General features: G+C 68.7%; 9 protein-coding genes and 1 tRNA gene. 9 read left to right on the forward strand and 1 reads right to left on the reverse strand.

The window, feature by feature from the left end; all coding sequences use genetic code 11:
* Positions 1–17 precede the first annotated feature (17 nt).
* From EUC46_RS06650 to EUC46_RS06670, 5 genes are all read left to right on the forward strand, one after another.
* Positions 18–90 (forward strand) — tRNA-Glu (locus tag EUC46_RS06650).
* Between the two features lie 159 nt (positions 91–249).
* A complete protein-coding gene (locus tag EUC46_RS06655) occupies positions 250–1,884 on the forward strand; it encodes a ribonuclease J (RefSeq protein ID WP_128773447.1) in 1,635 nt (544 codons plus the stop codon).
* A 141-nt stretch (positions 1,885–2,025) separates the two neighbouring features.
* Positions 2,026–5,436: a bifunctional lysylphosphatidylglycerol synthetase/lysine--tRNA ligase LysX gene (lysX, locus tag EUC46_RS06660; protein ID WP_128773404.1), complete on the forward strand. Its 3,411-nt coding sequence runs from the start codon at positions 2,026–2,028 to the stop codon at positions 5,434–5,436.
* A gap of 129 nt (positions 5,437–5,565) precedes the next feature.
* Entirely contained in the window at positions 5,566–6,492 is a 927-nt protein-coding gene (locus EUC46_RS06665) for a PfkB family carbohydrate kinase (protein WP_128773405.1), read from the forward strand.
* Between the two features lie 254 nt (positions 6,493–6,746).
* A complete protein-coding gene (locus tag EUC46_RS06670) occupies positions 6,747–9,530 on the forward strand; it encodes an FtsK/SpoIIIE family DNA translocase (RefSeq protein WP_128773406.1) in 2,784 nt (927 codons plus the stop codon).
* Between the two features lie 82 nt (positions 9,531–9,612).
* Here EUC46_RS06670 and EUC46_RS06675 read toward each other — a convergent pair whose 3' ends face one another.
* Positions 9,613–10,887: a CapA family protein gene (locus tag EUC46_RS06675; protein WP_241655441.1), complete on the reverse strand. Its 1,275-nt coding sequence runs from the start codon at positions 10,885–10,887 to the stop codon at positions 9,613–9,615.
* A gap of 106 nt (positions 10,888–10,993) precedes the next feature.
* Between EUC46_RS06675 and pgsA the strand changes: the two genes are divergently transcribed.
* The 4 genes from pgsA (at position 10,994) to EUC46_RS06695 (ending at position 13,240) form a co-directional block, all read left to right on the forward strand.
* The gene (gene pgsA / locus EUC46_RS06680; RefSeq protein ID WP_128773408.1) at positions 10,994–11,626 is read left to right on the forward strand and encodes a CDP-diacylglycerol--glycerol-3-phosphate 3-phosphatidyltransferase; all 633 of its coding nucleotides are present in this window, start codon (positions 10,994–10,996) and stop codon (positions 11,624–11,626) included.
* On the forward strand, positions 11,623–12,150 hold the full coding sequence (locus EUC46_RS06685; protein ID WP_128773409.1) for a CinA family protein: 528 nt from the start codon (positions 11,623–11,625) through the stop codon (positions 12,148–12,150). The genes pgsA and EUC46_RS06685 overlap by 4 nt, the downstream gene beginning before the upstream one ends.
* A gap of 285 nt (positions 12,151–12,435) precedes the next feature.
* Complete coding sequence (locus tag EUC46_RS06690) at positions 12,436–12,858, forward strand: helix-turn-helix domain-containing protein (protein WP_206645927.1); 423 nt, start codon at positions 12,436–12,438, stop codon at positions 12,856–12,858.
* Between the two features lie 157 nt (positions 12,859–13,015).
* Positions 13,016–13,240 carry a DUF3046 domain-containing protein gene (locus EUC46_RS06695; RefSeq protein WP_128773411.1) on the forward strand — a complete coding sequence of 75 codons (225 nt, stop codon included), beginning with the start codon at positions 13,016–13,018 and terminating at the stop codon, positions 13,238–13,240.
* The last annotated feature ends 47 nt before the right edge of the window (positions 13,241–13,287 follow it).

A 13,287-nucleotide genomic window follows, 5' to 3' on the forward strand; every position in this document is an offset into this window, starting at 1 on the left:
GACTCGGTTTTCCAGCAGCCCCCATCGTCTAGCGGCCTAGGACACCGCCCTCTCACGGCGGCAGCACCGGTTCAAATCCGGTTGGGGGTACCGCGCAAAAGGCTCGGTTATGAGTAACCGGGCCTTTTGTTTTTTGTAACGTGCGCTCGGGACGTGTGCTCGGCCTGGGCGGTGGCCGGCTCTGGATACACTGGCTCCGTGACGACGTTCGAGACGCTCCAGGCCCCCGGTCCCATTCCCAATGGCGCAATGCGAGTCACCCCTCTGGGAGGCCTGGGCGAGGTTGGTCGCAACATGACCGTCTTCGAGGTCGATGGCAAACTCCTCATTGTCGACTGCGGCGTTCTCTTCCCCGAAGAGGACCAGCCCGGCGTTGACCTCATCCTGCCCGACTTCACCGATATTGAAGAGCGGCTTGACGACGTCGTCGCCCTTGTGCTGACCCACGGCCACGAAGACCATATTGGCGGTGTGCCCTACCTGCTGCGCCTAAGAGGGAACATCCCCCTGGTGGGCAGTGAACTGACCCTGGCCTTTGTGGACGCCAAGCTCAAAGAACACCGCATCCGCCCGCTCCTGCGTCAGGTGGTCGAGCATGAGCGCGTCACCTACGGGCCCTTCGACATTGAGTTCGTCGCCGTCAACCACTCCATCCCCGACGCCATGGCCGCCATGATCCGCACCCCGGCGGGCTCGGTATTCATCACCGGGGACTTCAAGATGGACTCCCTGCCCATTGACGGACGCATTACCGACCTGCGCTCCTTCGCCCGTTTCGGGGAGGAGGGCGTGGACCTGTTCTGCGTGGACTCCACCAATGCCGAGGTCCCCGGCATTGTCGCCCACGAGCGTGAGATCGGCCGCGTCCTGGACCAGGTCTTCGCCGAGTCCGACGGGCAGATCGTGGTGGCCTCCTTCGCCAGCCACGTTCACCGGGTCCAGCAGGTCCTGGACGCCGCCGCCCTCCACGAGCGCCGCGTGGCGCTGATCGGCCGTTCCATGGCGCGCAATATGGGCATTGCCGCCGAGCGGGGCTACCTCAAGGTCCCCGACGACGTGCTCATGGGGGCCCGCGATATTACCTCCCTGCCACCGCACGAGCGCGTCCTCATGGTCACCGGCTCCCAAGGGGAGCCCATGGCCGCCCTGAGCCGTATGGCTCACGGGGAGCACCGGTCGGTGACCGTGGGGCCCGGCGACACGGTCATTTTCGCCTCCTCTCTCATCCCGGGTAACGAGAACTCGGTCTACCGGGTCATTAACCAACTCATGCGTCTGGGCGCGCGCGTCGTCCACCAGGGCAACGCCAAGGTCCACGTCTCCGGCCATGCCTCCTCCGAGGAGCTCCTCCACGTTTACAACATCGTCCAGCCCCGCAATGTCATGCCCATCCACGGCGAGATCCGCCATCTCGTGGCCAATGGCGCTCTGGCGGTGAGGACCGGGGTGCCCCCCGAGCGGGTCATGCTCTGTGAGGACGGCGTGGTCGTCGACCTGCTGGGCGGAGAGGCCCGCATTGCCGGGCAGGTGCCCTGCGGCTACATCTACGTCGACGGCTCCTCAGTGGGCGAGATCAACGAGACCGAGCTCAAGGACCGCCGTATCCTGGCCGAAGAGGGCTTCGTGTCGGTTTACGCCGTGGTGGAGACCAAGACCGGCACCATCTTGGCGGGCCCCCACATCCAGGCCCGCGGCATGGCCGAGGACGACTCCGTCTTCGATGAAGTCCTCCCTGATGTCACCGAGGCCCTGGATGTCGCCCTGAAGACCGGCAAGGCCGACGCCCACTCCCTGGCGCAGGTCATGCGCCGCACCTTGGGGCGCTGGGTGGGACGCCGCCTGCGCCGCCGCCCCATGATCGTGCCGGTCGTCATTGAGGCCTGAGGACAAGACGCGCTCCACCTGCTTGCGGCACCGACGGAAGGCTCCTCCTGCAGGTCGAGGCGTCACACGGGAGTCGCCCTGGGGGAGGAGGCCGGCCGCGGCCTCCGACCGTCACCATTGACGACTGTGACAGGAACAGCCATGCCAGCCACGACAGCGCCCGAGGGTTCCCAACCCGCCGGTCCCGCAGGCTCCCCGCCGCGCCGGACCCAAGGGCTGGGCCCCATTACCCGGACCTGGATTGATGTGGTGCCTCGGATCCTGCCGCACATCTTGAAGGCGGCAGCCCTGCTGTCCCTCCTGGGAGGACTGGGCCTGTCACGCACCAGCATCTATCCGGCCCTGGACGCCCCCTTCTGGTGGCTGGGCGTGCCCACCGGGGCCTCTGTTTTCGGCAGCGTCCTGCTCCTGCTCTGGGCGGCGGCAGCCATGCGCCGTAAACGCATTGCCCTGGTGCTGGCCGTGATTGTCGAGAGCCTCAATGTGATCGCGGGCCTGGTGACTCTGGTGATCCCGTCGGCCCCGATCCTGATCGAGAGCCCAGTGTGGTACGCCGTTATAGCGGTCTCCGCTTTTGCCCAGGCCCTCATTGTCCTGCTCCTGTGGTACGCGCGTGACGCCTTCCCCGGACGGCTGGTCCCCGGCGCCTGGAAGAGCGCCCTGGCGGTCCTGGTTGTGGGCCTGCTTTCGGTGGCCGGCTCCGGCGTGGTCCTGGCCTCCACCTTCCACCACAAGCTCCCCACCCTGGCCCTGCGACTGCAATGGGTGGGCCAACGCATTCTCGGCCCGGACTTCGGGAGGCTTCTGGGGTTCGGCAAGGTCCACGGGCCCCACTGGGCGGACTTCCTCCTCTCCTTCCTGGCCGCCGTTGTGGTCCTCATGGCCCTCAATGTGTTCCTGCGCTCGGCGCACCGAACCGCCCGCCCCGGCGATGACCTCAAGGTTCGCCGCCTCCTGCTGGAGCATCCCGAGGACTCCCTGGGCTACTTCGCCACCCGCCGCGACCGCCTGACCGTGTTCTCCGCCGACGGGCGGGCAGCGGTGTCCTACGGGGTCAGCGGCGGTATTGCCATGGCCGCCGGCGACCCGATCGGCGCCCGAGCCTCCTGGGAGGCCGCCATTACCGCCTGGATGGAGGAATGCCGCCTCTACGGTTGGATCCCGGCCGTTATCTCGGCCTCGGAGTCCGGCGCCCGCGCCTACCGCAGCGAAGGGCTGCGAGTGCGCCGCATGGGGGACGAGGCCGTGATCGAGGTCAGCCGCTTCGAGTTGCGCGCCCACCCCCAGGTCGCCAAGGCGGTCCGCCGCGTGCGCGCCAGTGGAGCCGTCGTTGAGGTGCGGCGCCTGGCCGACATCCCCCATGGGGAGCGTGAACAACTCCGCCGCGCCGCCGCCGACTGGCGCCACGGTGAGGAGAGGGGCTTCTCCATGGCCCTGGACCGTACCCTGGACGACGTCGACGCCCGCGAGCTCGTAGCTACAGTGCGCGGCGCCGACGGCGAGCTTCAGGCCGTGCTCGGATTCGCTCCCTGGGGCATGCGCGGGGTCTCCCTGGATGTTATGAGGCGCAGCCCCACGGCCGTCAACGGGGCCGTCGAAGCCATGGTGACCGCCATCCTGGAGGAGGGGCCGGGCCTGGGCGTGGAGCGAGTAAGTCTCAACTTCGCCATGTTCCGCACGATTTTCGTCGACGGCCTGGCCGTGGACGCCTCCTTCAAGGCCCGTGTCCTGGCCTCGCTCCTGCGCAAGGCTTCACGCTTCTGGCAGCTCGAGCAGCTCTACGAGTCCAACGCCAAATACGGCCCCACCTGGGTGCCGCGCTACCTGTGCTTCTTGGACGCCGCCCAGTTCGCCTCCGTGGTACTGGCCGCCGGAGCCCTGGAGGGCTTTGTCCCGGTCTGGGCCGGCCGTTCGACTGTCGCCCCCTGTGACGGCCTGGAGGGGGACGACTACGCCGAGGCCGTCGCCGCCCAAGTTGCCGAGCACGTCAGGGACCTGCTGCCCGTTCGGCGCCTAACCCAGGAGGAGCAGCACCATCGCAAGGCCCTGGAGGCGCTGCGCTCAGCGGGCACCGACCCCTACCCGGTGGGCGTCGAGCCCGGTGACGCGCCCGGCACGGTGCGCGCTCGCCTGGCGGGCCTAGGCGGTGAGGCGGGCGAGCGCGTGAAAGGCCTGCGCGTTCAGGGACGGGTCGCCCTCGTGCGCGACCACGGCGGCCTGCTCTTCGCCGACCTGACGCGCGGCGACGAGCGCATCCAGATCATGCTCGACGCCTCCATCCCCGGCGCCCGTCTGCAGCAGTGGAAGACCGGTATTGACCGCGGGGACATTGTGGTGGTTGCCGGCGACGGCGTGCTCACCCGCACCGGTGAGCCCACCATCGCGGTCCGCGAGTGGACCGTGCTGTCCAAGTCTTTGAGCGCCCTGCCCCGCCCCCGTCCCGACGCCGAGGGCCGCCTGCGCTCACCCCGCTCCCAGGGCGCCTCACGCACCCGCCGGCTCCTGGCCGACCCTGAGGCCGTAGAGGTGCTGCGGGCCCGCTCCGCCGTGGTCTCCTCCCTGCGCTCCACTCTGGGTCATCAGGGTTACGCTGAGGTGGAAACCCCCATCCTCCAGGCGGTCCACGGGGGCGCTAACGCGCGGCCCTTCATTACCCATCTCAACGCCTACGACACCGACGTATACCTGCGCATCGCCCCGGAGCTCTACCTCAAACGCCTGGCGGTGGCGGGCATGGACGCCGTATTCGAGATTGGCCGCTCCTTCCGCAACGAGGGCGTCGACGCCACCCACAATCCCGAGTTCACCTCCCTGGAGGCCTACCGCGCCCACGGCGACTACACCACCATGCGCCTGCTCACCGAACAGCTCATTACCCGGGCCGCCGTCGCCGTTCACGGTGCCCCCATTGCCCTGCGCCCCGCCGGGACCCCCGGAACGCAAGGCCTGGAGGTCGTGGCGCGGCGCGCGGGCGTGGACTACGTGGGCGTAGACCTCTCCGGGCACTGGCCGGTCCTGAGCGTCCATGAGGCCATCTCCCAGGCTGTGGGCCGCGAGGTCACTGTTGACACGCCGGTACCCGAACTGGAGGCCCTGGCCCGGGCCCACGACATCGACCTGCCCCCGGCCGCCGGCGCCGGCGAGATCATTGGCGCCCTCTACGACGACCTCGTCGAGGCCCGTACCCTGGCCCCCACCTTCTACACCGACTTCCCGGTGGAGACGTCCCCCCTGACCCGCCAGCATCGAGACGATCCGCGCCTGGCCGAGCGCTGGGACCTAGTGGCGTGGGGGATGGAGCTGGGCACCGCCTACAGCGAGCTGACCGACCCCGCTGAGCAGCGTGAGCGCTTCACCGCCCAGTCCCTGCGCGCCGCCGCCGGAGACCCCGAGGCCATGAGTTTGGACGAGGATTTCCTCCAGGCCCTGGAACTGGGGCTGGTGCCCACCGGCGGTCTGGGGCTGGGCGTGGACCGTGTGGCCATGCTGATCACTGGTGCGGCTTCCATTAGGGATGTTATCGCCTTCCCCTACGCCCGCCCCCAGCACTGAGTGAGCACTGAGTGCCGCCCAGCGGGCACGGCGGCAGTGAGTAGGATGACAATGGCGTCGGCCGTCGGCACCCTGGAGCGCCCAGTGACCCGGCGACTCGGAGAGACTCAGAGAGGAGCTTGACCCACCATGCCGCACGCGCGCCGTCCCGCCTGCTTCATCTCCACCGGCAGTGTCCTCATCGACCTGCCCCTGCACGTCTCGCGCATCCCCGCCCCCGGGGGCGCGGTGACCGCTACTTCTGCGGGGCCCGCCGTGGGCGGCGGCTACACCGTGGTCTCAGCGGTAGCCCGCCAGGGGCTGCCCGCCGCACTGGCGGCGACCCTGGGCACCGGCCCCAACTCCTCGCGGGTGCGCGAGTCCATGATGCTGGACGGCGTCGAACTGCTGGTGGCCGAGCTGGTCGGGGACATAGGCACCTGCACCACCTTGATCGAGCCCTCTGGCCGACGCACTTTCATTACCACCGCCGGGGTGGAGGCCGAGCCCCAGCAAGAGGACCTGGAGAGCCTGGACCTGCTGGACGGGGACTGGGTGCACGCCACCGGCTACGACCTGGTCCACCCCACCAGCTGCCCGGTCCTGGTGGACTGGCTGCTGGCCCTGCCCGACGGGGTGGAACTCGTTATTGACCTGGGGCCGGTCCAGCCCGAGATTGAGGACGACCTGCTCATCCCCCTGCTGGGGCGCACCACCTTCCTGACCGGCAACCACATGGAGATCACCGGGCTCTCCGCCCGCCTGGGCAGCCCCGACGCCCTGCGCGAGGCCTGCCCGCAGGCCCTGATCGTGCGGCGCACCGGCGTCCACGGCTGCGTGCTGTGGCCCGCCGACGGCGCCCCCATCGAGGTGCCCGGCTTCGCGCGCGACGTTGTGGACACCACCGGGGCGGGGGATACGCACACCGGGGTCCTGGTGGCCGGGCTCATGGACGGGCTCAACATAGTCGCCGCCGCCCGCCGCGCCAACGCCGCCGCCGCGGAGGCGGTCTCCCGCTCCGGGCCGGCTCGGGCTCCGCGCCGCGATGAGATCGACGTCCTCCTGGCCGGAGCCTGAGAGGCCCCCGGCCCACAGGCCAAGTGGCAACCTACTGAAAAATCACTGAAGCGGCCGGCCGCAGCCCCCGCTGTTCATCAATCGGGAGGCCCGGGCGAGATGCGGACGTATTGCGCCGCGCCCCGCGGCTGGTCGGCGGGCGCCAGTGGCCAGCCGGTGGCCGCTCGCAGGCCGAGACGCGTGGGTGACGTGACGCAGATCAGCGGCGTGGCAGGCCCCCGAGCTCGGCGGCGCCGGATACCGTCTCAAGCATCATGGCCAGATCCCGCAACTCGCCCTCCTCGCCCTCCCCCCGCTCCGCAGGGGGCCGTTCAGGCGCCCCCCAGGAACCCGCCGCCGGCTCCCAGGCGACTGCGGGCTCCAACCGCTACCGTCGCACCGCCGTGGCTTTCCTGCTCCTGGCCCTGGCCGTGGTCACCGGGCTGCGGGAGTGGTTCGGCGTCTCAGGGGCGGCCGGCAGCCTGCTCCACCACCTGGCCGCCGGACCCGTTGGAGTCCTGGGCCTGGCGGTCCCCCCGCTGCTGGGCGCCCTGGGGGTGACCATGCTGCGCGTTCGCAGGCTCGACTCCGTCCACGCCCGCATCATTGTGGGCAGCCTGGGCATTCTTACCGCCCTGACCGGCATGATCCAGGTCTTCTCGGGCAACCCCGCCATTGGTAGGGGCATGGACGCGCTGGAGAACGCCGGGGGACTGCTCGGGTGGCTCTTCGGCTACCCGCTGGCCGCCCTGTTCAGTTCGGTGGGAGCCGTCATCCTCCTCATCCTCCTCCTGCTTTTCTCCGCCCTGGTCGTCTCAGGGCGCACTGTCGCCGAGCTCCAGGAAGTCCTGGCCGCCAAGGGCCCCCTGGCCAAGAACCGGGACGGCCAGGAGGGCGGCGAGCTCCTGGCCACGAAGGTCCTCAACCAGGTGCGCCGAGGCCTGAGGCGCTCGAGAGGCGACGACACCGAGGACACCACCGTCCTGGGCACCTATGACGGCGACGAGGCCTTCCGCTCCGCCCTGGAGACGGAGCAGCGGCCGCGGGGCTCAGGGCGCCGCCGCCGCTCCATGAAGCCATCGGCCCGCAGCGCCGATCCCATTGACGCGTGGGGGGAGGGGGGAGAGGCCACAGACTTCCTGGCTGACCAGTCCGCCACCGAGGTCATGGGGGAGCCCGCACCGGACCCGCTGTCCGATGCGCAGGCGGCCGAACCGCCCAGCGTCCCCCCAACCTCCGCCCGATCGGGCCGTTCGCCGTCGACCCGCTCCCAGGCCTCACAGCGCCCGGTGCCCCCCACCGAGCCCGACGCCGTCACCGAGGAAACCCCGTCAGTCGAGCCGGACCTGGCCGATGAGATCGCCATGAGCGAGATGTCCCTGCCCGACGGCTCCACCTACACCCTGCCCGGCGACTCCCTGCTGGAGCCGGGCCCCGGGCACGCCACGCGCACTGACGCCAACGACGCCATTGTTGAGGCGCTTCAGGCGGTCTTCGCCGAGTTCAATGTCGACGCCACCGTCACCGGCTACACCCGTGGCCCCCAGGTGACCCGTTACGAGGTGCACCGGGGCCGGGGCGTCAACGTTTCGCGCATTACCGGCCTGGAGAAGAACATCGCCTATGCGGTGGCCAGTGATGAGATTCGCCTCCTGACGCCGATCCCCGGCAAGAGCGCCATTGGCATTGAGATCCCCAACACCGACCGGGAGATGGTCAAGCTCGGCGACGTGCTGCGCAGCCAGGCCGCCAAGAAGCAAACCCACCCCCTGGTGGTGGGCCTGGGGAAGAACGTCGAGGGCGACTATGTGGTGACCAACCTGGCCAAGACCCCGCACATGCTGGTGGCGGGCCAAACCGGCTCAGGAAAGTCGTCCTTCGTCAACTCCATGATCACCTCGATCATGATGCGCGCCACCCCCGAGGAGGTTCGCATGGTGCTGGTGGACCCCAAGCGGGTGGAGTTGACCATCTACGAGGGCATTCCCCACCTCATCACCCCCATTATCACCTCCCCGAAGAAGGCCGCCGAGGCCCTGGAATGGGTGGTCCGCGAAATGGACGCCCGCTATGACGACCTCTCCTCCTTCGGTTACAAGCACATTGACGACTTCAACAAGGCGGTGCGCGCCGGGGAGGTCCAACCCCTGCCCGGTTCTCAGCGGGTCATTAGCCCCTACCCCTACCTGCTCGTCGTCGTCGACGAGCTGGCCGACCTCATGATGACCGCCCCCAAGGACGTGGAGGCCTCTATTCAGCGCATTACCCAGCTGGCCCGTGCCGCCGGCATCCACCTGGTGCTGGCCACCCAGCGCCCCGTGGCCCAGGTGGTCACCGGGCTCATCAAGTCCAACGTGCCCTCGCGTCTGGCCTTCGCCACCGCCTCCCAACTCGACTCTCGCGTCATCCTGGACCAGAACGGTGCAGAGACCCTCACCGGTCAAGGTGACGCCCTCTACCTGGGGCCCGGCGCCTCCACGCCCGTGCGCATCCAAGGCTCCTGGGTGACCGAGTCCGAGATCCGTTCCGTGGTGCGCCACATTAAGGGCCAGCTCCAGCCGGAGTACCGTGAGGATGTCATCGTCCCGGAGGTTAAGAAGCAGATAGATGAGGAGATCGGCGACGATATGGACCTGCTGCTGCAGGCCGCCGAGCTCGTCATTACCAGTCAGTTCGGCTCCACCTCCATGCTCCAGCGCAAGCTCCGGGTGGGCTTCGCCAAGGCCGGGCGCCTCATGGACCTGCTGGAGACCCGTGAAGTCGTCGGCCCCTCCGGGGGCTCCAAGGCCCGCGACGTACTCGTCCAACCCGAGCAGCTTGAGGAGACCCTGGCCTGGATCCGCGGCGATGGCGGTGCTCCCGGCTCAACACCCCAACCCGAGGAGGAGGGGGAGGGGCCTGCTGCTCAGCCCGATGGCCAGGACACCGCAACCGGCCATCATCCCGCCCAGGTGCCGAGCGCGCAGACGCCCCCAGCAGCCCCTTCCCGGAAGGACGGCTCCCATGAGGACGGCTCCCAGGACGCCTGGAGCCTGACCGGCCGCGGTCCTTCGTGGTGACTGTGACTGATGACGATGGCGATAATGACAGGGGCGAGATAATCCCGTCCCTGACAAAGAGAGCGCGACTCGGGCCCGGGCGCTAGGAGCGGGGCAGCACTGTCGGCTCAGGACCGGTAGGGGCGGGGACCTCGTCGGAGTAGGTCTCCGGGTTAATGATCCCCGTCACCGTCTCCCAGCGGTAGGAGATTTCCTCAGGGGAGAGGGTGACGCCTTCAGGAACCTCACCACGCGCCAGGGCGGCCAGATCCAGGACGCGGTGCCCGCCATAGACGTCAACCGTGAAAGGGTGCCAGTGGAGCGCATCGACGCTCACCTCACCTTCTCCGGTGATCGTGACATCGACCCACACGAAGATCCCAATGCAGGCCATGATCGTGCCCTGGGCATCGGACTGGTTCGAGATGTAGTTGCCGGCCGAATACGACACCCACATGCCGCGGCCGCCAGGGCCGCCGGCCAGGAGCTCGTTGGTCTGGGGCACATGCGGGTGGGCGCTGAAAAGCACGTCGACCTCGCCGGTGGCCGCGATGGCGCTTGCGTAATCGATCTGCGCCTGGACCGGGTCGGGGGAGTACTCCTCGCCGAGCTGCGAATGGAGGATAACGATATCGGCCCCGGCGTCGCGGGCCGCACGGGCCTGGGCGGCCACCCACTCGACGTCATTGAGTTGCACCGCCCAACCCGTCTCGTCGACGAGGCCGTTAAGGCTGTAGGTGGAGGAGAGCTGGGCGACGGTAATGGTCCGCCCCCCGCGCTCCAGCTGGTAGAGCTGGTAGGGGACGGCCGCCTCGGCCTCGGTCCGATTCGTTCCGGCGTAGCCCATGCCATTGGCGATGAGCGTGTCCGCGGTGGCCACAACCCCGTCCAGGCCGCGGTCGTAGGAGTGGTTCGAGGCGGTCGCGCAGCCATCCCAGCCACTGCCCTTAAGCGCCTCAACCACCGGCGGCAGCGTCCCGAACAGGGGGAAGCCGCTGGCGACCCCGTCCGGGGCGATCGGGACCTCCATACCGCACAGGGCCAGATCGACGCCCGCAACCCAGGGCTGCTCGCCGGCAATCATGGAACTGATGTCTCCCTGGCCATTGACGGTCTCCTCCATGACGGGCATATGAGGCAGGACGTCACCGGCGTAGCCAATGGTGAGGTGAACATCGGGTGGAATGGTCGGCGTCGGACTGGGGGTCGCCGCAGTAGTCGGGGAGGGCACGGCAGTCGCGGTCTGCCCGGCCTCTTCCAACGGGCCGCCCCGGTGGCACGCCAGAGCCAGTGAAGGCAGTACGAGGATCAGCGCCAGCGCCATAAGCCGTCGCCGAGCGATGCGGGAAAGAGTGCGGTGAGCTGTTCCGTGAGTCACAATTGCAGCGTAAATCACGAGCGCCACAGGAACCAGGGTCATCTGACGCATGAGGGGGTGTAGAGGTACACGGGTGCACGGAGTTGGCAACGCTAGGCTGAGAGCAATGGACACCACGACCCCCGGGGCGGCCGCCCCCAACCGACCCCAGGCCCCGCTGCTCAACATCGCCAATGCCCTGACGGTGCTGCGCCTTCTCCTCGTGCCGGTGTTCATCTGGCTCATGCTCCTGCCCGGTGATGGCGCACGGCTGGCGGCAACCCTGGTCTTTATCGGTGCCGCGCTCACCGACCAGTTCGACGGTCACCTCGCCCGCACGCGCAACCTGGTCACGGACTTCGGCAAGATCGCCGACCCCATTGCGGACAAGGCCCTGACCCTGTCCGCCTTCGTGCTCCTGAGCGTGGCGGGCAGTTTGTGGTGGTGGGTGACCATTCTCATCCTCGTGCGCGAGCTCGGTATTACCGCGATGCGTTTCGTGATGCTGCGCCGCGCCGTTATGGCCGCCTCGCGCGGCGGCAAACTCAAGACGGTCCTCCAGATCAGCGGCCTGATCGGATTGCTGACGCCGTGGACGATGCTCTTGCCGTCGTCCCTGGCCAATCTCCTGGAGGTCCTGGCCTACGTTCTCATTGCCGCGGCACTGGTGGTCACTGTGGCCACCGGCCTGGACTATGTGCGTCAGGCCCTGATCCTCAGTGGCGCCGGGGCGCCCCAGGCGGGCGGTGAGGGCCGGTGAGTCAGGGCCAGGCGGCCCCCGAGGCCGGAACACAGGTGGAGGCGGCCAGACTCCTGCTGGCCACCGCCGAGGAGCGGGGCCTGACTCTGGCGGTCGCCGAGTCCCTTACCGGAGGGATGGTCTCCTCCACACTGGTCAGCGTCCCGGGAGCCTCCGCTGTTGTGGTGGGGGCGGTGGTCGCCTACGCCACGCGCATTAAGACCGACGTGCTGCAGGTCGACACCGAGCTTCTGGCGCGCACCGGGCCGGTCAATGGGGACGTCGCCGTGCAGATGGCGCAGGGTGTCGCCCGGCTCATGGACGCGGACATCGGTTTGGCCACCACTGGGGTCGCGGGCCCCGACCCCGCCGATGGGTACCGGGCTGGGACGGTCCATATAGCGGTCTGCTCCCCCTGGGGGGCTGTTAAGCGTGAACTGCACCTGGACGGCGACCGGGCAGCCGTCCGACAAGGGGCGACGACGGCGGTGCTGGCGCTGGCGGTCGCCCTCTTGAGCGCCGTGGAGCAGGGCGCACAGGACTGACCCTCCAACCAGCCGGGAGTGACCCCCGGCCAGCCGGGAGTCGAGTTCTCACCGCCCGGGGCGCCCCGGCGCCGCTGGGGGTTGGGGCGACGCACGTACTCGGGCCCGGCGGCCGGGCTGCAGTGCGGCAACAGGCCAACAGGGGGCGGGTCACGGGTGCGACTCATTCGGTTTCAAGGGTTCTCTCAGGATTCGGGATCAGGATCTGAGCAGCACATCGAGAAGGGAGCGCACGACCTTCTGGATGTGGGAATGAAACTCCGCACTGAATGGTTGTCACCACTGATGAAGAACGCGACTCGCCCCCGCAGCGCCCGCCCCGCAAGTCCGGCCAATCGGATGCCGATGCGCAAGACCTCGGCTGCAGGGTACGGTGCTGCCGTGGACACGACCACCAGTAAGCAAGAGAATGTCCTCCTGCGCCGTGAGATCGGCGAGGTCCTCCGCTCCGTTCGACAGCACCAGGGACGCACCCTGCGCGAGGTCTCCTCTCAGGCCCGCGTCTCCCTGGGGTATCTCTCAGAGGTCGAACGCGGTCAGAAGGAGGCCTCCTCCGAGCTCCTGGCCTCGATCTGCCAGGCCCTGGACGCCCCGCTGTCCGCAGTTCTGCGCGAGGTCTCGGACCGCATTGCCCTGAGCGAGGGCATTACGGTTCCCGACACCGTCCCCGACGAACTCATCCGCCAGCAGGGCGCCGCCCTGCGCTGAGCACCACAGTGAGGTCTCCAGATCGCAGTCGCGATCTGGAGACTTTTACATGCCCGCCCTGCGCACTTAACCGGCCGCGGCCCGCCGCCCACTCCCGGCGGCCAATGGCTCAGGAACCCCCGCCCCGGACCCGGAGGATGTACTGGATGGAGAATGTATGAGGCACTCGGAGTTCTGGCTGTCTGTTGAGACGGTCTTCGGCCCAGCCTACGGGCGCTCGCTAGCGCAAGACCTCGTGCTCCCGGCCCTGGGCGCCACCTGCGCTCAGGCCTTAGAAGCCGGGCGGCCGCCGCGAGAGGTCTGGCACGCCCTGTGCGATGAGACCGAGCGCTCCGAGGCTGAACGCTGGATACTCCGCACTCAGCCGCACCCGCGCGGTTGAGTGCGTTACGCGGCTGACAGTGTTAACAGTGTTGATAGTGCTAACAG

It is taken from the genome of Actinomyces oricola (genome assembly GCF_004104015.1).
Taxonomy (GTDB): domain Bacteria; phylum Actinomycetota; class Actinomycetes; order Actinomycetales; family Actinomycetaceae; genus Actinomyces; species Actinomyces oricola.